Genomic DNA, 23,367 nt, shown 5'->3' with positions numbered 1-23,367 from the left:
GAGCGCTGTAGTTGGAATAGCCCTGCAGTTAGGTTTTACCGGAATACAGCGCTTGCCGGGTCACTCCGAAGCTCTGCAATTAGGTATTACCGCACTACAGCGCTCGCAACTCCACTCCTGAGCGCTGCAGTTAGGTTTTATCGGACTACTGCGTTCGCCAAGTCACTCCAGAGCTCTGCAGTTAGGTTTTACCGGACTACAGCGCTCGCCAATCCACTCCTGAGCTCTGCAATTAGGTTTTACCGCACTACAACGCTTGCCAAGTCACTCCGGAGCTCTGCAGTTAGGTTTTACCGGACTACAGCGCTCGCCATTCCAATTCCCTTAATCCCTCTTCAGGCTCGCGCAACGGGAAATACTCCAAGCCCACGTATCCCTCGTATCCGGTAACCCGAATAGCGTCGAACACGGCAGGGTAATGGATTTCCCCGAAGTTTAATTCGTGGCGTCCCGGATTCCCGGCCGCATGGAAGTGGCCGATCCATTCGATATTCGCTTGAATCGTCGAGATCAGGTGCCCTTCCGTAATCTGCTGGTGGTAGATGTCGAACAGAACTTTAACGTGTTTGCTGCCGACCTCGCGAACGATTCCGAAGGCTTCCTCGGACGATGCCAAATAATAGCCCTGATGATCGACCAGAAGATTAAGCGGCTCGACGAGCAACGTCATGCCCTCCCGCTCCAGCAGAGGAACGCAAGCCTTCAACCCTTCGACAAGCGAACGCCGTTGCTCTTCTCTTGAAACATCCTTTAGCTCGTTACCGACTTGCGAGATTAACGCCCGGCAATCCAGCCGCTTCGCCGCCGCGATCGACTCCTCCAGCCCTTGAATGTATTCCTCGCGTTTCGAAGAATCGACGAGAGAGACGAATTTCGTGCAGAAGCACGCAATGCTAACTCCGGCCTCCCGCACGACGCGACTGACGTCGTCCAAATCTTTATCCCACCAAGTCCAGAACTCGATCGTGTCGTACCCCAGTTCCCCGATCGAACGAACGCTCTCTTCGAATCCTCTGCCGTTATAGACGGCATCCACGCACACGGATAACTTCATATTCATGCTCCTTCCCATTCATCGGATATTATTACTGTAAGAGACAGCCATGTTACGTCAGCCAATAAATCGGGATACATAAAATCGGCGTAATGATGCTGGATAAGCTCATCGCGAAACCGCTAATGCCACCCTGCGTCTCCGAGTCCCTCAATAGCCGGGCCGTACCGATTCCATGCGCCGCGGTACCGACGGCCGTTCCGATGCCGATGTCGCCGCGCACTCGCGCGAAACGCAACAATGCAGGACCCAGCATGCTTCCCAACAGCCCGGTCAGCACGGCGAACACTCCGCCGAGCTCCGGAGAGCCTCCTAGTTGGCGAGAGAGCTCGATGGCGATCGGAGACGTCGCGGATTTCGGCAGCATGGACAATACCGTATCCTTTGTGGCTCCTAGTGCCCAAGTCAGGACGGCAACGGATACGATTCCGCACAAGGAACCGATCGTCACGCCAATTACGACAGCCCGGATTTTACCCCGTAGCCGTTTCAATGATTCGTACAACGGGACGGCCAGCGCGACCGTCGCCGGACCTAGGAAGAAACCGACAATATCCCCTCCGCCTTTGTATTCCTCGTACGGAATTCCACATAACACAAGTAAAACGATCAGACCGCCCGCCGTCAAAAACAACGGGTGCAACCAATTCCATTTCCGATTCAGCAACTGAGCCGCCGCATAAAAGATTACCGTTGCCGCCACCCCAAACAAAGGCGTCGAGGTCAGTTGTTCAAGCGATGTCATCTCGTTGCCTCTCTTTCGCCAGCCACGTCGTCGTCCAACCCGTAAGCAGAAGCACGACAATCGTGCTTCCTACCAGACTAATCGAGATCGCCGCCCATTCCTCGCCGATGCGGTCGGCGAAAACAAGCACCCCGACGATCGTCGGGGCAAAGAAAATCATCATATGCTTCAGCAAAAACCGAGCAGGCTGTTCGATCCATTCCAGCTTAACCCATCCCCGCATCAAGGATACGAATAATAGAATCAGTCCGATCACGTTCGCGGGCAACGGAACACCCAGAAATTGATGAAAAACATAGCCGATGAGCTCGTATCCGAGCAATATCGCCAAGCCTAGCATGCTGCCTTCCCCTTTCGCTATCCCTCTTTTCTATCCCCCTATGCTACCACTTTGATTACGAATTTCTCAACCGGGGATAATCTTTTCGGTTCAAGATGGAATTCGGTGGTACACCAGCCCCTTGTTAGACATACTTCGACAAGAAAAAGGAATTTATATCCTTTTGTCGAATGAGTCTATCTAACTGGGGGTGAGTGTATGAATGAGAATATTGAATACAGGGAAGATACCGTAACTCCCAAAGAAATCATACGAGTTCCTGAACCGGTTCATAGAACTGGATTGGCTACCGCCTCGTTAGTGTTAGGTATAATCGGCGGAGCATTTTTCTTTTTGCTTTTTGTCGTTTCCGCTTTACCTGGAGACACAAGCGCAGCCGCAGGATCTGTTGTACTCTTAAGTTTTCTCATTTCTATTTTGGCATTGATATTCGGATTAGTCTCTATTCGAAAAAGTCCAAAAAAAGGATTCTCGATAACAGGTATTTCGATAGGCGGAAGTGTTATTGTATTGATGGCCTTGCTCTTAATCATAGGAATGGTATCTGAGTAATAGAAGATGTTACACATATTAAGAATTCCTAGTCACTCATTCGAGTGGCTTTTTGTTCATATCAATAAAAAGAATGAGACGCAACCGCATCGTCAATCGATACTGGCGAACATAGAAAATCGCCCCTCATTGAGGGGCGATAATCGCATTTTCAAACCGGAACGCCTCTATCAGCCAATCCCACCGGTCGTTATTCTGTGTCGATGCATTTCGGAAGTTTAACAGCACAATAGCGGGGTTCCGACCGTTACGATGTTTATCATCGCATGAAGGAAAAATTCTGCCATTTCTCGTCCATTTGGTCACCGATAGAATGTTTTTCATCGTAAGAAGTGTGGTTTTCTAGAAAAAAGCAAGTGTTACGATGTTTTTCATCGCATCAAGGCGAAATTCTGCCATTTCTCGTCCATTTGGTCGCCGATAGAATGTTTTTCATCGTAAGAAGTGCGGTTTACTAGAAAAAAACAATTGTTACGATGTTTTTCATCGCTTCAACGATAATGACGACGTACGCCCCCGGCGGTGCCGCCGTACAAATCTTCCGCTTGGGCGCTTAACGCAAGCTCGCGATATTGTCCGGGAAGCATTCCGTAATGTTTCTTGAACTGCTTGCACAAGTAAGAGGCATCGTTCATGCCGCATTGAAGGGCGATCGATTCCAGCGTTTCCTCGCTTCGTTGGAGAAGTAGCCTCGAATGCTTCAAACGCAAGTCCCTCAGCATCTGCATGGGCGTTAGCCCGTATTCGGCCTGAAAGACGCGATCCAGGTAATTGGGGCTTAAGCGCACGTAAGCGGCCAGTTGCTCCCGATCGAGCTTGTCCGCTAGCCGCGAAGACATATGCCCGACGAGTCGGGCATATCGGTTCCCCTCGCTCTCGTACGCTTCCGAACGTTCGACGCTTCCCGCGTTCTCCCAACCGGCCAGTATTTGCTCCGTCAATTGCAGCATACCCGACGTGAGCTTCAGATCCCTGAACGATTGCTTGCGGTTGCTCCATGCGGATTGGAGTTGAAAAAACACCTTCTCGAACTTTACGGGCTCGGGAATCGCGACGACCGGACTAACGCGATAGAGCTGCAGCAAATCAAGATGATGCGAGCAGAGGATACTCGCCTGAAGCCACAGATGGGCGCCTCGCCCATCCGCATGCTCCGTGAACGGCAAGTTAGGCGGATGAAGCATGACCTCGCCCGCTTTTACGCGGTGGAATTCCCCTCCGCTTCCCGTCCTCACGTTTCCCTCTTGAACGTAGCTGATAATCCAATGAGGAAATACGACATCGTCAAGACGCAGCCCATCGTAAGTCGAACGGCTTATGGTATGCAACTCTACGGTCCAAGGTCCTTGAACCCAATCCATCGGTTTGGCCGACATTCGCGTTCACCTCGCTAACCTGAACTTAAACGATCGGCGGGAGGTTGTATAGTCCCCAGTCGACATATTTCCTAGCAATATTCCTGAGGTACGAATCCGGTATAGGCGGACACTCCGCCCCTGGCGATAAGAGGGCCGTTGCGATATACCTGATTCGTATCCGGATTAAACGAACCGTCGACCGAATACTGTAAGACGTAACCTTTGCGAGTAGTCGTCTTGCTAAGGTTCGGCGTGCTCCTATGGAAGAGCAAGGAGTGGAATGCGACCATGCTGCCTTTTTTCAGCTCGACCGGAATGCCGGGATCTTCCCCGAAGTAGCACACCCAGCCGATATCCGTCTTCACGTGCTTCACGAAACCTTGCCGGTGGGAACCCGGCTTTACCCATATGCATCCGTTCTCGATCGTGGTATCTTCCAGAGCGAGCCAGCAGGTCAAGTAATGCACAGGACTTGTCGGGGCGTAGCCGTTATCTTGATGCCAAGGGAAATCCCGATCCGCTTCGGGCCTTTTGTATACCGATTGGTCCCAATATAGCTTCGTATCCGGGCCGAGAATCGCCGTCGTGATGTCCACGAAACGTTGATCCGCGCTAAATCGTTGCAGCCTGGGATGGCGGAAATTCAAATTCGCCGTAAAATTGATTTTCCCCGCGGTGCTGATGAAGTCTCCGTTTCGCTCTTTCTCTCTCAGCTCCCGCTCCGACTCCTCGTCGAACGCGTCGATCAACCCTCGAACGCGGTCCATCTCCTCATTACTAAACAACTCTTCGAAAATGATATAGCCTTGCTCCCCGTAGTGTTTCATTTGCTCTTCGGTAAGGATTACGGACTGGCCCGCATGAACGGTCGACATCGCGAATCGCTCCTTCGTAAAAGTGGAATTTTAACTATCCTCATTATCGATAACGGGAAACCCCTTCACAATGGAGCGATTCCACCATTCGTTGTATTTTCTACTCCTATTGGCTATTGACGCATGAATCTGAATTGCTGGGGAGTCTTCCCCTCCGCGTCCCTGAACCTGCGAACGAAAAACGAACGAAACAAGCCAGCGGCATCCCGGCCGCTGGCTTGTTTTTTCGCTATGACGTATATGACCTACACAAATTTAAATTCCCGCCGGCCGCTTCAAAATCCGTACTCCGTTGACCGGAAGCACGATCTCGCCGCTTGCGGACTCTCCTGTCTCAAGATCCGAATACGAACGGTTATCCAAGGCGACGCTCCGCTCTTCTCCGCCGAAATTCAGGAGGAACACGTAATCCGAATCCCCGTCTGTCCGAACCTGAGCGGTTACGCCTACTGGCAAATCTGAATTCAAAACGCGTGCGATTCCTGCTTCATCGACGACTTTCCGGTAGAACGCGCCCAAGAAGTCGCCTTTTAACCGCGTCGCCATATGATAAGCGCGGCCGTTGCCCAACCGGTTCAACGTAAGAGCCGGACGTCCGGCATAGAAATCGTCGGTGTAAACGCCTAGCACCTCGGCGCCTTCCGGATGTACGATCTCGCATATTTCATGGGCTTCGAACGTACCAGCCAAGCCGAGCGGATTGCCAGCCGCCATAGAAATTCCGTTCCGATCGTAATCGTACAGCCCCTCGATTTCTTCCGCCCATAGGCCGAGCGTCTTCCGAAGCGGTCCAGGGAAACCTCCGAGATGACAAAGATCGCTCTCGTTCACTACGCCAGACCAATATGTGGTCACTAGCACGCCGCCGTTTTCCACGAACGCTTCCAATTTCCGTCCCGTTTCTTCCCGGCAAAGATAGAGCATCGGAGCGACGATCAGCTTGTACGAAGAGATGTCGTCACTTGAACCGATAATATCCGTCAGTACTCCCTGTTCCCAGAAAGCGCGGTGATGGGCAATAACCGTCTCTTCGTAATGGATGCCCATGTTCCGCGGTCCAGCCGCATCTTTGACCGCCCAACGGTTATCCCAATCGAATAGGATCGCCGTCTCCGAAGGAGTCGAGGTGCCTACGATCTCCGAGATATCCGCCAGCGTTCGGCCCAGATCGGCCACATCCCGGAACACCCGCGTATTTTCATGCCCCGCGTGATCCACGACCGCGCCGTGGAATTTCTCGCTGGAGCCGCGGCTCTTGCGCCATTGGAAGTATTGCACCGAATCCGAACCATGCGCGACGGCTTGCAGCGAAGACAACCGATGCATTCCGGGGCGCTTCAGCTTGCTGACATTTTGCCAGTTCGTTGCGCTCGGCGTGCTCTCCATGAGCAGGAAAGGCTTTTGCTTAAGGGAGCGATACAAGTCATGGTAGAACGCGAACGAAGAAGCGAGTTGGCTGTCGTCCTTCTGTTCATGCCAGGTCGGATAAGCATCCCAGGAGATGACGTCTATCGTTTCCGCGAGTACGCGGTAATCCAGTCCGTCGATCATATGCATATTCGTCGTGGCCGGCAAATCGGGATTGGCCGCGCGGACGGCATCGATCTCGTGACGGCAGAAATTGGCGATCTGTTCGGACACGAAACGGCGCCAGTCGAGATTATGTCCGTGTACCATGTTCTCTCCGTGCGGAGCCGGAGACACGACTTGTTCCCAATCCGTGTAGGTGTGCGCCCAGAACGAAGTCCACCAAGCGAGGTTAAGCGCCTCTAGCGAGCCGTATTTGGCTTGCAGCCACTGGCGGAAAGCCTCTTGGCAGTAATCGCAATGGCAATCGCCGCCGAACTCGTTGGAGATGTGCCAGCCGATGACGGCAGGATGCTGTCCGTAACGTTCCGCCAACTTGCCGTTCATAATGGCGGTCTTCTCGCGATAGACAGGCGACGTGTAGCAATGGTTATGCCGCATGCCGTGCAGGTTGCGGACCCGGTTTGCCTCCACGCGCAGCACTTCGGTATACTTCTCGGACATCCAAGCCGGACGAGCTCCGCTCGGGGTCGCAAGCCACGCGTAAATCCCGTTATCCGCGAACGTATCGAGCACGTGGTCTAGCCACTCGAACGTGAACGTTCCTTCGGACGGCTCCAAAGCTGCCCAAGAGAAAATACCGACTGCCATAACGTTGCAACCGGCCAGCTTCATCAACCGGATATCCTCTTCGAACACTCGCGGGTCATGCAGCCATTGATCCGGATTATAATCCGCTCCATGCATCATTACAGGTAGCTTCCCGCTTACGGGAGGAAATTTATTAGCCATAGTAGCATCGCTCCTCAAAATATCGTCATATTCACTCATCTACATTTATCTTAGACGATAAAGCACCTATAATATAGAATAGAACCCTCCAATAATCGTACGATCTTAACATGGAAAATAGAAGATGGAGTTGATCCGCAGGCATGATGCCCTTCCTGCTCGCCGAATTCGCCAACCGGGAAACGATCCTCCCGCTATACGTAACCTGTGTCGGAAGCCACGAGCAGAAGCAGCTGAACAGACGGAACGGATACCCGGCGCACCAGCTCTTCTTATGCAGAGGCGGCAGCGGCGTTTTCCGAATCGAAGACCAGCGCGATCTGGTCATGACACCCGGCACCGTTCTCCTTCTCCCCTCCGGCGTCCCGCATGCTTATTATCCGAATCGTTCCGGCGAAGCCTGGGATCTGGGATTCGTCGCCTTCGGCGGCAAAGCCGCAATTCCTATACTGGAGCTCCTGGAACGGATTTCAATGACCGTCGTCGAGATTCCGAATTTCGAAGCGTTATGGGACCAATTGGCCTCGTTATGGCATGCGATCAGCTTGAACGGGGAGCATGCTTATTGGGAAACGTCCAAGCAAATGTACGATATGGCGGTTTCCCTGCTGGAAGGCATTACTCCGAGCAAGAAAACCGTGAACGGCCCCTCCACGGTAGCACAGCCGAATTCCGCCCTCGATGCGGCGATCCGGCTCATCCATGATCACTATAACGAGCGGCTTCTACTCGCCAACGTCGCCAGAGCGGTAGGTTATTCGGTCCAGCATTTTCACCGACTGTTCGTCGCCAGCTACGGCATGACTCCGCAGCAATATATTTTGCAGCTCCGGATGCGCAGGTCGGTTCAACTGTTTCAGGATACTCCCGGCATTCCGGTCGAGAAGGTAGCTCAACAGCTCGGGATGGAAACGAGCTACTTCATCCGCATATTCAAGCGAACTTACGGCGCGACGCCGAAACAATATATGAAAAAGTAGCTCCAAGATATTGCAGGGCAGAACGCACGACTGACCGAAAACGAAAAAACCGGCATCTCGTTAGGAAGATGTCGGTTTTTTTGCTAGCGGCAAATAGGGACGTTGTACGCGCTACGCCATCGATATTAGCAGTCGAAATCACCGCTACTTACTTCACGACCAAGACGGGGAACCGAGCATGCTGGACGACATGGTGACTGACGCTGCCCAGCACCCATTCTCTAAGAACTCCCATGCCCCGGTTGCCCATGACGAGGAGATCGAAGTTGTTTGCATGCGCATAATCCAACAGGGCAGCCGCCGGATTTCCTTCCAGCACCTGTACGCCGGCATAGGACAACGAAGCGATGGTAGTTTTAACTTTCGCAAGCAGGTCCGTTTCGTAATTGTGCAATTGCTCGTCATAGCCGGAAGGCGGAATAAATCCGTATCCTCCAACCGTGAACGGCGGCCGGTACTTTACGTAGGCAACCGTCAGCCGGGAACCCGGCTTGCTCTCGGCGAGCGCAACGGCGTGCCGCAAGGCTTTTTCCGAAGCTTTCGATCCGTCGTACGCGACCATTATGCGATGATAAATCATGTTGTTCGCTCCTTATGCGGACCCAAGCTACATCTCCGCGCCCGTTAATCCGCTTGCCATTAACAGTTGCTTAGCCTGCTCGTAGTCCTTCTGATCTCGAATGGCAAATGTGTAATCCAAATCGTCTTCCCTCTTCGTCCGGGTTTCCTCCGACATTCCGAGCCAGCAAACGCTTCCGAGAAACGCTCCAAGTCCCCGCTCTCCCGCCGCAAGCAGCCTTGCCGCGACTTGGGCGCAACGTTTGTCGTAGATCCCGTGCAATGGCGCCGGCTGGCCATGAACGATCGGAATGACCGCGTCGGCCGCCGAAGTTCGATTCCCCGCCAACCACTTCGCTGCCTCGGAAGAAAGAAACGGCATGTCACAGCCCGCGATCCACACGGTCGAATTACGCGCGAGATAGAGCGCCGAATGAATGCCTCCGAGGGGACCGCAATCCGGAAAAAAGTCCGTAATGATTCGAACCGAAGGATCCAACGTCCGGAAAAAAAGCTTCGGCGTATTCGTGACGACGATGACTTCCGCGCACAACTTCCTCATCTCGCGAACCTGTCGCTCGATCAACGTCTCTCCGCCCAGCGGAAGGAGCGCTTTCGCACCTTCCGCCAATACGGAGTTCATGCCCCCCGCCAGAATGGCTCCCGTAATAACCGTGCCGGATGAATCTCCCATCGCAATTCCCTCCCTTTCGTGGGGAAGAGCCGTTCTTGACGAGCGACCCTTGATACATGACGACCTTAACTGCCGCCCCCGATTAATCGGTAAGCCCGTTCGACTTCCTCCGGACCTGGCTCGATGACTCCTTCGAGCGGATAAGGTATGCCTAATTGCTTCCATTTATATGCGCCCATCCGGTGGTAGGGGAGCACTTCGACTTTGTCCACTCCGTCTAACTCCCGTAAAAACCGACCCAAGGCCAGCAAGTCGTCCGCCCCGTCCGTCCATCCCGGAACGAGCACCCGGCGGATCCACATTTTCGATTGGCGTCGGGAGAGATAGTCGGAGAAAGCCAGGATCCGGTCGTTTGGTTGTCCCGTCAATGCGATATGCGCTTCACGGTCCATCAGCTTCAAATCCAGAAGCACCAGGTCCGTCAAGCTGAGAAGCGTCTCCGCATGAGCCGCCTCGCAAAATCCGGAAGTATCGAGCGCCGTATGCAGCCCCCACCTTCGCTTGCATTCCCGGAACAGCTCGGCGACGAACGGGGCCTGCAGCGTCGGTTCTCCTCCCGTCACGGTTATGCCGCCTCCGGAGCGTAGGTAGTAATCGACGTAAGGCTCGATCTCCGCGAGCACCTCTCCCACGGTTACTGCCGTACCTGCATTCGGATCCCAAGAATCGGGATTATGGCAATAACGACATTGCAACGCGCAGCCTTGCATGAACAGGACGAACCGAATTCCGGGACCGTCGACCGTCCCGAACGTGTCCAGAGAATGGATTCTCCCCGTTGTCGCGACGCCCGTGCTCATGTGTGCTCATCCTTTCTCTTTTCGGTCATCCGCCGCAGTTTAGACCGAGCCGTGGAACGTCCGATTGATAACGTCAAGCTGCTGCTCGCGAGTCAGCTTAATGAAGTTGACCGCGTAACCGGACACCCGAATCGTGAGCTGCGGATACTGCTCCGGATGCTCCATGGCATCGAGCAACTGCTCGCGGTTGAACACGTTTATGTTCAGATGATGCCCGCCTTTCGCCGAGTAACCGTCGAGCAGCGATACGAGATTGCTTGCCCGGACTTCGGGCTCCTTGCCGAGAGCCTTCGGAATAATCGAGAACGTGTTCGAGATGCCGTCTAGACAGCTTTCGTACGGAAGCTTGGCGACCGAATTCAACGATGCGAGCGCTCCCTTGCGGTCGCGGCCGTGCATCGGGTTCGCGCCCGGCGCGAAAGGCTCACCGGCTTTGCGGCCATCCGGCGTGCTGCCCGTTTTTTTGCCATATACGACGTTGGACGTTATCGTCAGAACGGACATCGTAGGCGTCGCATCCCGGTAAGTGCGGTGTTTGTTAAGTTTGTCCATGAACGTCTTCGTCAACGCGACGGCGATGTCGTCCACAGCGGCTTCGTTATTCCCGTACTGCGGGTATACGCCCTCGATGACGAAGTCAACGGCCAGTCCCTTGTCGTTGCGGATCGGCTTTACCTTCGCATGCTTGATGGCGCTAAGCGAATCGGCCACGACCGACAGGCCGGCGATTCCGCATGCCATCGTGCGCAGGATATCCGTGTCGTGCAGCGCCATCTCGATCCGCTCATAGCTGTACTTGTCGTGCATGTAGTGAATTACGTTAAGCGTGTTCATGTATAGCTCCGCTAGCCAATCCAGCATCTCGTCGTAACGCGCCATGACCTCGTCGTAGCTTAACGTTTCCCCTTGCAGAGGCTCGCGCGCCGGACCGACTTGAACGCCCAGCTTCTCGTCGACGCCGCCGTTGATCGCGTACAGGAGAGCTTTGGCCAGATTGGCCCGCGCCCCGAAAAATTGCATTTGCTTGCCGATCCGCATCGCCGACACGCAGCAAGCGATACCGTAGTCGTCTCCGTAAACCGGCCTCATCAGATCGTCGTTCTCGTATTGGATGGAGCTCGTATCTACGGATACTTTGGCACAATATTGTTTGAAGCCTTGCGGCAGCTCCGTCGACCACAGCACCGTCAAGTTCGGCTCAGGCGCAGGTCCTAGATTATATAGCGTATGAAGAAAACGGAAAGAGGTACGCGTCACGCGCGTCTTGCCGTTCGTGCCCATGCCGCCGATCGACTCGGTCACCCATGTCGGGTCTCCGCTGAACAACTCGTTGTAATCGGGCGTTCGCAGGAACTTCACGAGACGCAGCTTCATGACGAGGTGGTCGATCAGTTGCTGCGCCTCGGCTTCGTTTAATACGCCTTCCCTCATGTCGCGCTCGAGGTAAACGTCTAGAAAGCTGGACACGCGACCGAGGCTCATCGCCGCTCCGTTTTGCTCCTTGATCGCCGCCAAGTAAGCGAAATACACCCATTGGACGGCTTCCTTCGCGTTTATCGCCGGCCGCGAAACGTCGTATCCGTATTCGCCGGCCATCGCCTTCAGCTCGCCCAAGCTGCGAATTTGCTCCGATAACTCCTCGCGGGCGCGAATGACTTCCTCCGACATCGCTTGGCGCTCAAGCTGCAGCAGATCGGCTTTTTTGGCGGCGACGAGCCGGTCCGTCCCGTAAAGCGCGACTCTGCGGTAGTCGCCGATAATGCGGCCGCGACCGTATGCATCAGGCAGACCGGTTACGATTCCGGCTTTGCGCGCCAGCTTCATCTCCGTCGTATAGGCATCGAACACCCCTTGGTTGTGCGTCTTGCGAATATCGGTGAACAGCCGCACGATCTCCTCCGGAAGCTTGTAACCGTAGGCTTCGCAGGCGTCCATGACCATCCGGATTCCGCCGAACGGCTGCACGGAGCGCTTGAGCGGCGCATCCGTCTGCAAGCCCACGATCTGTTCCAACTCGCGGTCGATGTAGCCCGGCCGATGGGAGGTAATCGAAGAAACCGTATCCGTATCGACGTCAAGCACGCCGCCGTTGTCCCGTTCTTGGCGCATCAGCTCCAACACGATTTCCCACAGGCGTTTCGTCTCGTCCGTCGGTTCGGCGAGGAAACGTCCATCTCCCTCGTAAGGCGTCAGATTCAAAGTCAAGAAGTCATTGACGTCGATCGCACCGTTCCATATGCCGGACTTAAATCCCCTCCATCCGTCTTGCGAACCGGCGGAGGATTCCGCGAATAAGTTGTTTTCCGTCGTGCTCATGGGATATCCCTCCTCTTAGGACGAGCGTTTATTCGAACTTTCCGTAAAAGGCGTTGCGGTACACGTCGGCCAGCTCCGTCACGAGCGGCATTCTCGGATTGGCGGTCGTGCATTGGTCCTCGAACGCACGGTCGGCCAAGCCTTCGACTTTCAATTCGAAATTGCCGGCGTCAAAACCTAGCGCCTGGAACGATTCGGGAATATCGAGCGAGCGGTTCAGCTTGCGGATCGCTTCGATCAGCGAGTTCACGGCCTCTTCCGTCGTGCGAGCAGGCAATCCCAACAGGCGAGCGATGTCCGCGTAACGCTTATCGGCAATGAAATGGTCGTATTTCGGGAACGACGCGAACTTCGTCGGCAGCTGCGCATTGTAGCGGATCACGTGCGGCAGCAGGATCGCATTCGTACGTCCGTGCGCCGTATGGTATTCTCCGCCCCACTTGTGCGCGAGGCTATGGTTAATGCCTAGGAACGCGTTCGCGAAAGCCATCCCGGCGATCGTCGAGGCATTGTGCATTTTCTCCCGAGCCTTCGGATCGGCCTGATGGTAGGACGCCTCTAAGTTCTCGAATACGAGTTGAATCGCCTTCAGCGCCAAGCCGTCCGTGTAATCGTTCGCCATGACGGATACGTACGCTTCGATGGCGTGCGTCAACACGTCCATGCCGGTGTCCGCAACCGACGTCTTCGGCAGACTGTACACGTAATCCGGATCGATGATCGCGACGTCGGGCGTCAATTCGTAATCGGCGAGCGGATACTTCGTGTTGCCTTTGTTCTTATCCGTAATGACCGCGAACGACGTCACTTCCGAACCCGTTCCCGATGTCGTCGGGATGGCTACGAATTTCGCCTTCCGGCCTAGGCGCGGGTACTTGTAGATGCGTTTGCGGATATCCAGGAACTTCATTTTCAGCGAGTCGAAGCTCGTATCGGGATATTCATAGAACAGCCACATCGCCTTCGCCGCGTCCATCGGGGAACCTCCGCCGAGAGCGATGATGCAGTCCGGCTTGAATTGCGCCATCAGCTTCGCCCCGCGTTCCACCGTATCGACCGACGGATCCGGTTCCACGTCGGAAAAGATTTCGACGGCTACCGGAGTCATCCGCTTGCGCAAGTAATACTCGACCTTTTCCGCGTAACCCAGCTTTACCATCGCGGCGTCCGTGACGATCATGACGCGGCCGATGTCCGGCATTTTCTCTAAATACTGCGTCGCGCCCCGTTCGAAGTAAATTTTCGGCGGCACCTTGAACCATTGCATGTTGAGCGTCCGATACGCCACCCTCTTCACGTTGATTAGATTGACGGCCGTGACGTTCGACGTCGTGGAATTGCTTCCGTAGGAACCGCAGCCAAGCGTAAGGGACGGCAGGTTCGTATTATAGATGTCGCCGATCGCTCCATGCGTCGAAGGAGCGTTCACTATGATACGTCCCGTCTGCAGCCGGGCGGAGAATGCGGCGATCACCGCTTCGTCCTTCGAATGGATAACCGAGGAATGCCCCATACCGCCATAGGCGACGATCTGCGCCGCTCGCTCGATACCCTGCTCCGCGGATTTCGCTTTGTAGCAGGCGAGTACGGGACTGAGCTTTTCGGCGGACAAGGGATAGTTATCTCCGACTCCGGCGAGCTCCGCGACCAGAATCTTCGTGCCTGCCGGTACGGACAGCCCCGCCATCTCGGCGATCTTGGTTGCCGGTTGGCCGACGATGACCGCGTTGACGGCGCATTTCTCGGGATTAATGACGAGACGGGAAACGGCATCGATTTCCTCTTTGTTCAGGAAATAACAGCCTTGTCGGAGCATGAGCTTCTTCGCGGCATCGTAGATCGGCTCGTCGAGGATAACCGCTTGCTCGGAAGCGCAGATCATGCCGTTATCGAACGTCTTGGACAGAATCAGATCCGTCACCGCTTGTTCCAAATCCGCCGTCCTTTCGATGATGCAAGGAACGTTGCCCGGCCCGACGCCAAGTGCCGGCTTACCCGTGCTGTACGCGGCCTTCACCATCGCGGAGCCGCCGGTGGCGAGAACTAGCGCCACGTCTTTATGGTTCATTAACAGCTGTGTTGCCTCGACGGAAGGCTGCTCGATCCATTGGATGCAGTGCTCCGGTGCGCCTGCGGCGACCGCCGCTTCCAGCAAAGTCCTCGCCGCTTCCGCGCTCGAGCGCTGCGCCGACGGATGGAATGCGAAGATGATCGGGTTGCGAGTTTTCGCCGCGATCAGCGCCTTGAACATCGTCGTGGAAGTCGGATTCGTCACCGGCGTAATGCCCGCGATGACGCCGACGGGCTCCGCCACCTTACGGTAGTTCTCGTACACGTTGTCTTCGATGACGCCGACCGTTTTCTCGTTCTTGATGCTATGGTAAATGTACTCGGTGGCGAACAGGTTTTTCGTGATTTTGTCCTCGTATACGCCGCGTCCGGTTTCTTCCGTCGCCATTTTCGCCAACGTCATATGTCTATCGAGACCGGCCAAAGCCATACGGTGAACAATCTCGTTCACTTGCTCCTGGTTAAGCTGCATATAGGCTTCAAGCGCCAATCTCGCTTGCTTTGCGAGCCGATTTACTTCATCCTGCGCGGTCGCGGGCTCCGCCTGCGCCTTTTCCTTCGTTGCCATGGGTTAGCCTCCATTCGATTCGGTTCCTAGGAACCGCTGTATTCGATTTGTTCCATGAACCGCTCCGTTGCAGGAACGACGTTCTCGTCTTCCAGTCGGAAATGCTCCGCGACGACGGTCAACACTTGAAGCATTAATCGCAACGCTTCTTCCGGCTCTACGCCTTCGCCGACGGCCTTCTCGTATTGTTCCTGGAACTGTCCGACGATCCGGCCGTCCTGCTCGAGGACGCTGGCCGGACCGATCGGGCCTCCGCAGATCGCGGCTTCGACGATGGGATATAGCGCTTTGCGCTCCTTCTCCAGATGCACCTGCCACTCCCGCATGAAGGGAACGAAGATGCCGCGTACCGTCCGATGATGCGTTTCCCAGTCGGAGTAGTCGTAGTTCGTCGGATTCCACTTCATCAAACGGCACAGTTCCAGCAATCGGACATACAGGTCGTCATGCTCGTTCTTCCATTGATCGTAGGAGCGATAGCTTTCCAGCAACGATGGTTGGTCGGCAGACATCTCGGCATCCTCCTTCGCCTATGCTTTAATGAGGGACGGTTTTGCCTCCGCCCGCTAGCTTCTTGTCTCTGGTATGCGCGAGTTTCGTCCAGACTTTGCGGAGGTAAGGCAGCAAGTAAGCGTCAAGCCCGAAGCGTCCGGCGTTGGTTCCTGCCGTGAAGACGATCATTCCAAGCAGCAGCAACCATGGGTTCGTGCTTACCGTGCCGGCGAACAGGAACAGGAAGTTAAGCATCATTCCGAAGAACGCAGCCGTTAGCGTCAAGCCCCCGACAATCAGCCCGATGCCGATCAGGAATTCGCCTAGCGGAATGAGGACGTTGATCAGCTTCACGTTCGGAAGCGCGAAATGCTCGATGAAGTACGTGTAATTCGGGAAAATGACTGCGTTCGTCGCGTGATCGGCCACCGGCTTCGCGATAGCTCCTTTAAGGAAGCCGCCGGCGTCGAAACCTCCGGTTAACTTGTGCCAGCCCGCGTCCACCCATTGCCAACCGACATATAATCTGACGAACACGAGTGCTACGGCCGCCCATACGTTTTCTTTGTACCATTTCATGACCATGATGGTCATCTCCCTCCGGGATTCGGTTTTTGTTGTTTCCTTTGTTTTCCTTACGCCTTCAGTATGCAGGGGAATGAAGAGCTTGAATGTGATGTTTATCACAATTACTGCAATTGTTAGCGCCTAAAATCCGAACTTGTTCGACCGGTCCGTCTGGTCCTCCAACGCCTCCATCATTTCTTCTTCCTCTCGGAATCGGTTTTTCAGGAACGCGTAAGCCTGCAGCAAGGAAGAAGTCACCGCCCGGACGTTCTCCGGCGTTGCCGCCACTCGCAAAGAACCGTCCAGATGATGCCCGCATGCCTCTAGCAGACGCTCCCCGAGCTCGTATTCTCGCTCCATCAGCTCGAACGAATCCGATTCGACGCCGAGGTACAATGCCGCGTGCGGGAAAAGCTCCGCATCCTCCCAGCTCTTATATTCGCTCCAATCCCTAATGAAATGTCTCACGCACTCTGTCAACAATTCCACGTCACGATTCAAACTAACGGTATCCTTATCGTTGCTCACGGCGCAGGTTTGATCGTATATTGCCTTCAACTCCTCATTCAGCACTCCGCGTTCTTGCTTTGCCCGTTCGATCGCTTGCTCCAGAAGACAATAACGAGCCTCCGGATCTGCATCGTCGTGCGGATAATTCATTCGACTATTTGCTTTTGCGTTTGCGATAATCATTAGCAACTAACTCCTCTCGATTTTAGTTTTGTGAAAAAAATCACATGAGTGGCCTGGGATGAGCGACTTTCATTGTTCTAGCGAACGAAAGTCTGGGACCTGCTGAATTGCATGATCGGTTACTCCGAAATAAGCGAACCTCGAATACATTGCGCTCTGATCCACGCTTGACCGTGCATTCCGTAGGCTATCTGCAGGTTCGATATGTACTTAATATAAACTGCTCGATTCCTATCTACTGTGACATCCATCACGATTGTTACGTTGACACGGAAACGACATAAAAGGCCGTTAGGGAAAGGGTAGTTTGATGCGGGCGGAACATTCGAAGAGATAGAGTCGGTGCGAGGATGGTGGCGGTGCGTGGAGGGGGCTTCGCCGATGTAGTACGCCGGGAGCGTACTACTGGTGCGCGCGGAGCGACTTTCGCCGATGTAGCACGCCGGGAGCGTACTACTGGTGCGCGCGGAGCGACTTTCGCCGATGTAGTACGCCGGGAGCGTACTACTGGTGCGCGCGGAGCGACTTTCGACGATGTAGTACGCCGGGAGCGTACTACTGTGCGCGCGGTGCGACTTTCGCCGATTTAAGACGCTGGGAGCGTACTAATGGTGCGAGCGGAGCGTCTTTCGGCGATTTAAGACGCTGGGAGCGTACTAAATGGCGCGCGCGGAGAGGCTTTCGCCGATTTAAGACGCTGGGAGTGTACTAATGGCGCGCGAAGAGACTTTCACCTGTGCAACGAAGCGGAAGAAGATGGCCAGCACGCGCCAGCCTACCTTCAATCCACCGTCTTAACCGGAACCTTCAATGTAACGATCGTGCCTTGACCCGGCTCCGAACGGACGAGCAGTTCGCCGGAAACCGCGCGCGCGCGCTCCTCCATGCTGAACAGTCCGACGCCCCGGGCCGATTGTTCGCGCTGAAAGCCCACACCGCGATCGGAGACGGTGGCTTCGACGTAAGAACCCTTCCCGTGCAGCGTAACGAAGGCTTCCGACACGTCTGCGTATTTGCCCACGTTCGTTAGCGCTTCCTGAACGACGCGGTAGATCGTCGTCTCCGCGAGCAGATCCGGCCTTGTCCGCAGGTCGCAATCGAACCGGACGCGAATTCCGTAATGCCGCTCGAAATTGTCGATGTACGTTCGCAGCGCCGGGACGACGCCCAAGTCGTCGAGCACCGACGGTCGAAGCTCCCATGCGAGTCCCCGCACTTCCTCCATCAATTGCGACACCTGCCGCCCGAGCGCCTCCAAGTTGGCGTCTCCTCCGTCCGGCATCATGCGATCCAGCGTTATTTTCAGAGAAAACAAGCTTTGCCCGATCCCGTCGTGCAAATCCCGGGAGAATCGCCTCCGCTCCTCCTCCTGTATCTGCATGATCTGCGTCATCATCAACTGAAGCTGCACCTCGGTTTCCTTCAACCGGGTCACCTCATGACGGATCGCCAAATACTGGTAGGGCGCGCCATTCCCGTCTACGAACGGAACGATCGTCGTATCTACCCAATAGTAACCTCCGTGTTTGGCGCGGTTTTTGATCTCTCCCCGCCATACGCGTCCCGAGGAGATCGTATCCCACAGCTCGCGCATGAACGGTTGGCCATGGTTGCCCGAGTTCACGATCCGGTGGTCGTTGCCGATCAACTCGTCTCGGGAGTAACCGGAGATCTCGCAAAACTTATCGTTAACGTATTGAATCTTGCCTTTGCGATCCGTCACGGCTACGATCGACGCTTCGTCCAACGCGAACTTGACGTCCGCCAACTGCTTAAGTGAACGCTGCAGCACTACTCGAAGTTCCGGATCGGTAATATTCGTCTCTATCTGGCTCAATAGCGGCTTCACGTTCTCGGCGATATTTTCCGAAGGGTAACGTTCCTGTCCGATTTGCTCACTCAAAATTCAGCAGCCCCTTCTTCATCGCGAATTTGACGAGATCCGGCCTCGTTCGCAAGTCCAATTTATCCATCAGATTGCTCTTATGGGACTCTACCGTCTTCACGCTGATGACGAGTTGCTCCGCGATATCGCGATTGGAGTAGCCTTGGGCGATCTTCGCCAGAATTTCCTTCTCGCGGTCGGACAAAGTACCGTAAGCTCCCGCGTGCTCGCCGCTTTTCATCTTCTCTAAGTAATCGCTCATTAGCCGCTTCGTTGCCGACGGATATAAATAAGCGTTGCCTGCGGCAACATGCTGAATCGCCGAAAGCATCTCCTCGTGGGGAGCGCTTTTGAGAATGTAGCCGGATGCGCCCGCATGTATCGCCCTGAACAAATATTCTTCGTCGTCGTGCATGGTCAAGACGAGCACGGCCGTATCGGGTACCCGCTTCTTGAGCTCTCCCGTCGCCGTCAATCCGTCCTTGCCATGCGGCATGCTTAAGTCCATGAGCACGACGTCCGGGCTAAGCTCTTCGGCTTTCCTAATCGCTTCGTCCCCGTCCGCCGCTTCACCGACGACTTCCATGCCGTGCCTGCCGTTCAGCAGCATGACCAGTCCCGAACGTACGATAGCATGATCGTCCACTACAACGATTCGAATCATTTGACTGCTCCTCCCGTCTGCGCGTTCTTATCCCTTTATTTTATCATAGCGAGCGCAGTATCGCGGGTTTGCCTACGATGATCTCGAAAATTCGTTCGCTCGCTTCAGCCACCCTTTGCCGATCCTCCGGACGATAAATACGCCTTTTCCGATCGCCGACCAACAATACGCCCCGAACGGGTCCCGCGCTTTCCGTAACGGGAGATGCGTAAGCCGATCTCAAATTCTCGGCGAGCAGCAGCGGGTATTCATGAAGCCGGCGCGTCGCCACGATCTCTACGAGTTGGAAAGTCATCGCTCTTCCGACTTTGATGACCGAACCGGAAAAGCCCTTGCCCTGCCGCTCCGTCATCTCCCTATACTTATCGTTTCCGTTGCCGGAAACCAGTTTCCAACGAAGCTCTCCGGACTGCCCTTCAGCTAATCCTATCGCGCCAAAATCGCAGCCGATATCCGATCTCAACCGGTGCAGTTCCTCTAGCATCCTTTCGTCCGAGCTCCGATCCTCCAAAGCAATCTCCCCTTCCGTACATTAAGTGTAACGGAAACTCCGTTCGGGGTAATTCGGGGAACTCCCTGATTTCGCTAGGGGGGAAAGTCCTGATTTTTACGCCGTTATCCTGCTCTTCAAGTCAAAATAAGGGAAATACCCCGAGGAATTCAGGAGTTTCCCCGATATCGTCGCGAGAACGGCTAGCGTAAGATGAAAGTATGAGCAACGATTGGAAGGGGAGAGCGGAACGATGGCTATTGTTAAAGCAATTCCGACAAACGAGAGGGTTCACTCGGAAAAACGGGCTTCTCATCCGCATGCGATAACCAGCTTCTTCTCTCCCGAGCAGTTCGGCCGCCTGGAGGAATTGATGTACCCGAAACATGCGGAAGCCGGCAGTTACTTGTTCTGGGAAGGAGAACCCACGGGCAAGCTTTACTATATTCGTTCGGGAAAAATAAAGCTAAGAAAGTCCACGGAAGACGGAAAAGACTTCATTCTCTCGATTCTGCAGGCAGGCGATATGCTGTGCGAACCGGAGGACGGAATGCGCGCCGTTCACAGCTTCAGCGCGGAAGCGATGGAGGATGCCGAGCTCGGCGTCATTCAGTGGCAGGATCTCGAAATTCTTTTGTACCGGCATGGTGACTTCGCGGTCCGGTTCATGAACTGGATGGCTCTCATGCACCGCGTGACCGATTCCAAATTCCGCGACCTGCTGCTGTTCGGCAAACCCGGCGCGCTTGCTTCAACGCTTATTCGCCTCGCCAACTCGTATGGCGTAGCATGCGCCGAAGGCATTCGAATCAACATCAAGCTGACGAATGCCGAGTTGGCCGATTTCATCGGGACTTCGCGAGAGAGCGTGAACCGAATGCTGAACGGACTGAAGGATGAAGGCACGATCGCGATCCGCAACGGTCGCATCATTATCCTGAAGTTAAGCGATCTCCGGGGCATATGCCGCTGTCCTTCTTCCCCGGCCTGCCCGAAGGAAGTATGCCGTATCTAAAAAAAGCCTTGATCGGCCGCCAAGGCGGATGATCGAGGCTTCGTTCGCGATTATTTTCTCAGACGGCCGAGAAATCTATCCCAAACCTCGTAATCCCACTCTACCTTCCCGCTTTACCTTCCAACTCTACCTTCCGGCTCGTCCATTGTTATTTCCTCTCTCCCGCTTCGATAAATTTTCATATACGCACTCACTTATATAAATCTGTGGCCAATGAATATTCGAAAGCACAGTCACACATTTGAGTGCTTGAATATCCTAACTTTAATGATAAGCATCTGATAATGATGGTTCCAGAGGGAGTGATTATGATAAGCAATAAAATCATACTGGGAAGATCGACATCCATCTCTAAACTTTCTTACAAGGATCCGAAATATGGTTTTAGCCTACGGCTTCCTAGCTGGTGGAAGAGATTCATAGTCGTTAAAAGTAACAAACGGTTGATCGATGCCGAGTACGGCGTATTTTTCTTCTTTAAATACAAGGGAAAGGTGTATGAGGAGGTGTTGTCTCTGCTTGTTTTCCGGATGACTCGGAAGCAATGGCGTAAAAAAGGCTATGATGACTCCCCTATTATCTTCCTTGCAGAGCGAAATGGATTAATTTTTGCTTATACGGTTCCGGGAGAACTTCCTGCTGATTTTCTCAGCAAATCGAAACAGGACTACGATTATAAAAAATACGGCAGACCGATTCGCCTGCTTAAACGTATGGTGAACGAGGACGTTCCGAAAATCGTCAAAACGCTGGGGATAGAGTGATTATCTATAAAAAAGAAGGATGTTCAGTATTTAATGAACATCCTTCTCCTATATTCCGGGAGATTATTTGATTGCTTCGCGCTTATTTTCCCAAATGGAGGAAACAAGATATAGAACCAGCACTCCAACATAGAGATTCCAAATGCTCGGAATTGATGCAACAGCTACATAAAGTCCATAAGGAAGCGACCAAGCAAACACGATATACATTAAGGTCCGATTTCTAAAAAACGAATTCACTAAGCCTATACATGCGGGAAGAATCAACATCATAAACATGATTCTCACCGTACCGCTATTGGGTTCATCACCTGAATAAGGATTCCAATACAGAAAGATGAAACAAAGAATCATACATCCGACGGACGCAGCCATTCCAGAAAAGGAGATTTTCATAATCACACCTCTTTGCCGCTTGATATGAGCGGTATCGTTGCCTCGCATAATTCGTTCAATTATCATTTTCTGCCAAAGCCTTGATGTGCTCCATGACGCGAATATGAACTGCGCGGATGATATCTTGCGTCCACCAGTCAAAATACGCAGAGGGCCTCACCTTGAGATCATACCAACTATTACCGATCAAGGTCGTTGTACCGTCGCCATTGTCCTCGAGAACGAATTGGCCGCGGCGTAATTCGAGATGACCCATGATCTCCGGATCCTCCGGCTGTTTCACGATATCGAATGTCAATTTGCGACCAGGGACAAGCTCGACGATTTTCTCATCAAACACGATTCCGCCGTTAAAAACGCACTGGCGGTTCGCCCCGACGAACTCGCCTTCTGCAACCGATTGAACAGGGGCCGGCAGGCCGATCCGGAACATCCAGTATGAGGGCTTTTCCTCGATTGCCGGGAACGAAACGATATACTTCCATACCTGATCCGGACTTGCCTGAATGACGATACGGTCGGAAACCACTTTCTCCGAGGGTCCGGCGAAAGCGACGTTGATAGCCATAAAAGCTACAATAGCCCCTGCCACGCTAACGTTTAACTTGTTATTGCCCTGCCTGAATATAGCCCGGCCAGCCCAAATGCCGGACATCATAAATAGGAATATCAGCGGGGAAACTATGATTAGGCAAATGTAGCCTTCTCCCATGAAGAACGCGCTACCAAACAAGGCGATGATGAAGCTTATGAAGCCGTAACCCCAACTCGCAGATCCGGATACATCGTAATCTTTCCAAAAATACGTATTGATGATGCCCATCGCGAATGGAAGCAGAACAAATTCTGCCAAAATCACAATTCCGTCTACATCATAAAACTGTTCGAAGGTGAACGAAGTCAATTTTACAACTAAGAGCCCAACGCATTCGAAATCATAAGGCCGAGTCCGATCGCTAGTTTCCTGTTCATGCTTACAAATCATCTCCCGCTGATTGTTCTTGTCTCGATCATAACCTCCCGGACGGAATCCGTTCAGTTCTATCTTTTATGGGAGGCATATTAAGATGGGGTACTAAAAAACGTAGAACCTCTGTTCACAAGTCCTTTTGTGTCCCATTTGTTTAATGGTATAATTGAGCAAAATTTTATTAAGTGAGGTGGCTAATAAA

The 23,367-nt window shown here is 53.8% G+C and carries 23 protein-coding genes; 4 read left to right on the top strand and 19 right to left on the bottom strand.

Translation table 11 applies throughout. The features are described from left to right. Nucleotides 1-298 precede the first annotated feature (298 nt). Genes D7Z26_RS14675 through D7Z26_RS14665 form a run of 3 tightly spaced genes read right to left on the bottom strand, consistent with a single transcriptional unit; the run spans nucleotide 299 to nucleotide 2,139 of the window. Nucleotides 299-1,054 carry a hydroxypyruvate isomerase family protein gene (locus tag D7Z26_RS14675; protein WP_120977730.1) on the bottom strand — a complete coding sequence of 252 codons (756 nt, stop codon included), beginning with the start codon at nucleotides 1,052-1,054 and terminating at the stop codon, nucleotides 299-301. Nucleotides 1,055-1,106: 52 nt separating this feature from the next. Next, nucleotides 1,107-1,799 (bottom strand): LrgB family protein, encoded by a 693-nt coding sequence (locus D7Z26_RS14670; RefSeq protein ID WP_120977729.1) that lies wholly within the window; start codon nucleotides 1,797-1,799, stop codon nucleotides 1,107-1,109. Continuing rightward, nucleotides 1,786-2,139, bottom strand: coding sequence for a CidA/LrgA family protein (locus D7Z26_RS14665; RefSeq protein WP_120977728.1), 354 nt, complete (start codon nucleotides 2,137-2,139; stop codon nucleotides 1,786-1,788). Before D7Z26_RS14665 ends, D7Z26_RS14670 begins: the two co-directional genes overlap by 14 nt. A gap of 198 nt (nucleotides 2,140-2,337) precedes the next feature. On the opposite strand from D7Z26_RS14665, the gene D7Z26_RS27195 reads away from it, so the two are divergent. Beyond that, on the top strand, nucleotides 2,338-2,691 hold the full coding sequence (locus tag D7Z26_RS27195) for a hypothetical protein (protein WP_147423861.1): 354 nt from the start codon (nucleotides 2,338-2,340) through the stop codon (nucleotides 2,689-2,691). Nucleotides 2,692-3,182: 491 nt separating this feature from the next. Here the strand turns inward: D7Z26_RS27195 and D7Z26_RS14655 are convergent, their stop codons facing one another. The 3 genes from D7Z26_RS14655 to D7Z26_RS14645 all read right to left on the bottom strand — a co-directional run bounded on the left by D7Z26_RS14655 (nucleotide 3,183) and on the right by D7Z26_RS14645 (nucleotide 7,243). After that, the gene (locus D7Z26_RS14655) at nucleotides 3,183-4,067 is read right to left on the bottom strand and encodes a helix-turn-helix transcriptional regulator (protein ID WP_120977726.1); all 885 of its coding nucleotides are present in this window, start codon (nucleotides 4,065-4,067) and stop codon (nucleotides 3,183-3,185) included. A 71-nt stretch (nucleotides 4,068-4,138) separates the two neighbouring features. Continuing rightward, complete coding sequence (locus tag D7Z26_RS14650; RefSeq protein WP_120977725.1) at nucleotides 4,139-4,924, bottom strand: phytanoyl-CoA dioxygenase family protein; 786 nt, start codon at nucleotides 4,922-4,924, stop codon at nucleotides 4,139-4,141. 255 nt (nucleotides 4,925-5,179) lie between these two features. Further along, the gene (locus D7Z26_RS14645; RefSeq protein ID WP_120977724.1) at nucleotides 5,180-7,243 is read right to left on the bottom strand and encodes a beta-galactosidase; all 2,064 of its coding nucleotides are present in this window, start codon (nucleotides 7,241-7,243) and stop codon (nucleotides 5,180-5,182) included. A 143-nt stretch (nucleotides 7,244-7,386) separates the two neighbouring features. On the opposite strand from D7Z26_RS14645, the gene D7Z26_RS14640 reads away from it, so the two are divergent. Beyond that, the gene (locus D7Z26_RS14640) at nucleotides 7,387-8,223 is read left to right on the top strand and encodes an AraC family transcriptional regulator (protein ID WP_120977723.1); all 837 of its coding nucleotides are present in this window, start codon (nucleotides 7,387-7,389) and stop codon (nucleotides 8,221-8,223) included. 148 nt (nucleotides 8,224-8,371) lie between these two features. On the opposite strand, the gene D7Z26_RS14635 is transcribed toward D7Z26_RS14640, so the two are convergent. The 11 genes from D7Z26_RS14635 to D7Z26_RS14585 all read right to left on the bottom strand — a co-directional run bounded on the left by D7Z26_RS14635 (nucleotide 8,372) and on the right by D7Z26_RS14585 (nucleotide 20,041). Further along, entirely contained in the window at nucleotides 8,372-8,803 is a 432-nt protein-coding gene (locus D7Z26_RS14635; RefSeq protein WP_120977722.1) for a universal stress protein, read from the bottom strand. 27 nt (nucleotides 8,804-8,830) lie between these two features. Further along, nucleotides 8,831-9,475, bottom strand: a complete 645-nt coding sequence (locus tag D7Z26_RS14630; RefSeq protein ID WP_158602325.1) for a molybdenum cofactor guanylyltransferase — start codon at nucleotides 9,473-9,475, stop codon at nucleotides 8,831-8,833. 65 nt (nucleotides 9,476-9,540) lie between these two features. Further along, nucleotides 9,541-10,275, bottom strand: coding sequence for a pyruvate formate-lyase-activating protein (gene pflA / locus D7Z26_RS14625; RefSeq protein ID WP_120977720.1), 735 nt, complete (start codon nucleotides 10,273-10,275; stop codon nucleotides 9,541-9,543). A gap of 39 nt (nucleotides 10,276-10,314) precedes the next feature. Next, entirely contained in the window at nucleotides 10,315-12,591 is a 2,277-nt protein-coding gene (gene pflB / locus D7Z26_RS14620) for a formate C-acetyltransferase (protein WP_120977719.1), read from the bottom strand. A gap of 28 nt (nucleotides 12,592-12,619) precedes the next feature. After that, nucleotides 12,620-15,229 carry a bifunctional acetaldehyde-CoA/alcohol dehydrogenase gene (adhE, locus tag D7Z26_RS14615; protein ID WP_120977718.1) on the bottom strand — a complete coding sequence of 870 codons (2,610 nt, stop codon included), beginning with the start codon at nucleotides 15,227-15,229 and terminating at the stop codon, nucleotides 12,620-12,622. A 26-nt stretch (nucleotides 15,230-15,255) separates the two neighbouring features. Further along, nucleotides 15,256-15,741: a hemerythrin domain-containing protein gene (locus D7Z26_RS14610; RefSeq protein ID WP_120977717.1), complete on the bottom strand. Its 486-nt coding sequence runs from the start codon at nucleotides 15,739-15,741 to the stop codon at nucleotides 15,256-15,258. Between the two features lie 25 nt (nucleotides 15,742-15,766). Then, nucleotides 15,767-16,306 (bottom strand): DoxX family protein, encoded by a 540-nt coding sequence (locus D7Z26_RS14605; protein ID WP_120977716.1) that lies wholly within the window; start codon nucleotides 16,304-16,306, stop codon nucleotides 15,767-15,769. A 123-nt stretch (nucleotides 16,307-16,429) separates the two neighbouring features. Continuing rightward, on the bottom strand, nucleotides 16,430-16,981 hold the full coding sequence (locus tag D7Z26_RS14600) for a hypothetical protein (RefSeq protein ID WP_120977715.1): 552 nt from the start codon (nucleotides 16,979-16,981) through the stop codon (nucleotides 16,430-16,432). Between the two features lie 781 nt (nucleotides 16,982-17,762). After that, entirely contained in the window at nucleotides 17,763-18,884 is a 1,122-nt protein-coding gene (locus D7Z26_RS14595; protein WP_407643520.1) for a PAS domain S-box protein, read from the bottom strand. Beyond that, on the bottom strand, nucleotides 18,877-19,530 hold the full coding sequence (locus tag D7Z26_RS14590) for a response regulator transcription factor (RefSeq protein WP_120977714.1): 654 nt from the start codon (nucleotides 19,528-19,530) through the stop codon (nucleotides 18,877-18,879). The genes D7Z26_RS14595 and D7Z26_RS14590 overlap by 8 nt, the downstream gene beginning before the upstream one ends. 43 nt (nucleotides 19,531-19,573) lie before the next feature. Continuing rightward, a complete protein-coding gene (locus D7Z26_RS14585; protein WP_120977713.1) occupies nucleotides 19,574-20,041 on the bottom strand; it encodes a GAF domain-containing protein in 468 nt (155 codons plus the stop codon). A gap of 232 nt (nucleotides 20,042-20,273) precedes the next feature. On the opposite strand from D7Z26_RS14585, the gene D7Z26_RS14580 reads away from it, so the two are divergent. Both D7Z26_RS14580 and D7Z26_RS14575 read left to right on the top strand, forming a co-directional pair. Next, nucleotides 20,274-21,035, top strand: coding sequence for a Crp/Fnr family transcriptional regulator (locus tag D7Z26_RS14580; RefSeq protein WP_120977712.1), 762 nt, complete (start codon nucleotides 20,274-20,276; stop codon nucleotides 21,033-21,035). 308 nt (nucleotides 21,036-21,343) lie between these two features. Further along, a complete protein-coding gene (locus D7Z26_RS14575) occupies nucleotides 21,344-21,799 on the top strand; it encodes a hypothetical protein (RefSeq protein ID WP_120977711.1) in 456 nt (151 codons plus the stop codon). 63 nt (nucleotides 21,800-21,862) lie between these two features. Here the strand turns inward: D7Z26_RS14575 and D7Z26_RS14570 are convergent, their stop codons facing one another. Next, nucleotides 21,863-22,195 (bottom strand): hypothetical protein, encoded by a 333-nt coding sequence (locus tag D7Z26_RS14570; protein ID WP_120977710.1) that lies wholly within the window; start codon nucleotides 22,193-22,195, stop codon nucleotides 21,863-21,865. Nucleotides 22,196-22,250: 55 nt separating this feature from the next. Further along, entirely contained in the window at nucleotides 22,251-23,048 is a 798-nt protein-coding gene (locus tag D7Z26_RS14565) for an SRPBCC family protein (RefSeq protein WP_158602324.1), read from the bottom strand. Nucleotides 23,049-23,367: the final 319 nt, after the last annotated feature.

It is taken from the genome of Cohnella endophytica (assembly GCF_003628305.1).
GTDB lineage: Bacteria > Bacillota > Bacilli > Paenibacillales > Paenibacillaceae > Cohnella > Cohnella endophytica.
Note: the sequence above shows the minus strand (reverse complement) of the source record. Positions and strands in the feature narration are given on the sequence as shown.

Coding starts and splice junctions, on each gene's coding strand:
- adhE (WP_120977718.1), bottom strand. CDS start 15,229: ATGGCAACGAAGGAAAAGGCGCAGGCGGAGCCCGCGACCGCGCAGGAT.
- pflB (WP_120977719.1), bottom strand. CDS start 12,591: ATGAGCACGACGGAAAACAACTTATTCGCGGAATCCTCCGCCGGTTCG.
- D7Z26_RS14630 (WP_158602325.1), bottom strand. CDS start 9,475: ATGGGAGATTCATCCGGCACGGTTATTACGGGAGCCATTCTGGCGGGG.
- D7Z26_RS14665 (WP_120977728.1), bottom strand. CDS start 2,139: ATGCTAGGCTTGGCGATATTGCTCGGATACGAGCTCATCGGCTATGTT.
- D7Z26_RS14610 (WP_120977717.1), bottom strand. CDS start 15,741: ATGTCTGCCGACCAACCATCGTTGCTGGAAAGCTATCGCTCCTACGAT.
- D7Z26_RS14675 (WP_120977730.1), bottom strand. CDS start 1,054: ATGAAGTTATCCGTGTGCGTGGATGCCGTCTATAACGGCAGAGGATTC.
- D7Z26_RS14605 (WP_120977716.1), bottom strand. CDS start 16,306: ATGGTCATGAAATGGTACAAAGAAAACGTATGGGCGGCCGTAGCACTC.
- D7Z26_RS14570 (WP_120977710.1), bottom strand. CDS start 22,195: ATGAAAATCTCCTTTTCTGGAATGGCTGCGTCCGTCGGATGTATGATT.
- D7Z26_RS14635 (WP_120977722.1), bottom strand. CDS start 8,803: ATGATTTATCATCGCATAATGGTCGCGTACGACGGATCGAAAGCTTCG.
- D7Z26_RS14670 (WP_120977729.1), bottom strand. CDS start 1,799: ATGACATCGCTTGAACAACTGACCTCGACGCCTTTGTTTGGGGTGGCG.
- D7Z26_RS14600 (WP_120977715.1), bottom strand. CDS start 16,981: ATGATTATCGCAAACGCAAAAGCAAATAGTCGAATGAATTATCCGCAC.
- D7Z26_RS14640 (WP_120977723.1), top strand. CDS start 7,387: ATGATGCCCTTCCTGCTCGCCGAATTCGCCAACCGGGAAACGATCCTC.
- D7Z26_RS14580 (WP_120977712.1), top strand. CDS start 20,274: ATGGCTATTGTTAAAGCAATTCCGACAAACGAGAGGGTTCACTCGGAA.
- D7Z26_RS14645 (WP_120977724.1), bottom strand. CDS start 7,243: ATGGCTAATAAATTTCCTCCCGTAAGCGGGAAGCTACCTGTAATGATG.
- D7Z26_RS14590 (WP_120977714.1), bottom strand. CDS start 19,530: ATGATTCGAATCGTTGTAGTGGACGATCATGCTATCGTACGTTCGGGA.
- D7Z26_RS14650 (WP_120977725.1), bottom strand. CDS start 4,924: ATGTCGACCGTTCATGCGGGCCAGTCCGTAATCCTTACCGAAGAGCAA.
- D7Z26_RS14575 (WP_120977711.1), top strand. CDS start 21,344: ATGATAAGCAATAAAATCATACTGGGAAGATCGACATCCATCTCTAAA.
- D7Z26_RS27195 (WP_147423861.1), top strand. CDS start 2,338: ATGAATGAGAATATTGAATACAGGGAAGATACCGTAACTCCCAAAGAA.
- D7Z26_RS14655 (WP_120977726.1), bottom strand. CDS start 4,067: ATGTCGGCCAAACCGATGGATTGGGTTCAAGGACCTTGGACCGTAGAG.
- pflA (WP_120977720.1), bottom strand. CDS start 10,275: ATGAGCACGGGCGTCGCGACAACGGGGAGAATCCATTCTCTGGACACG.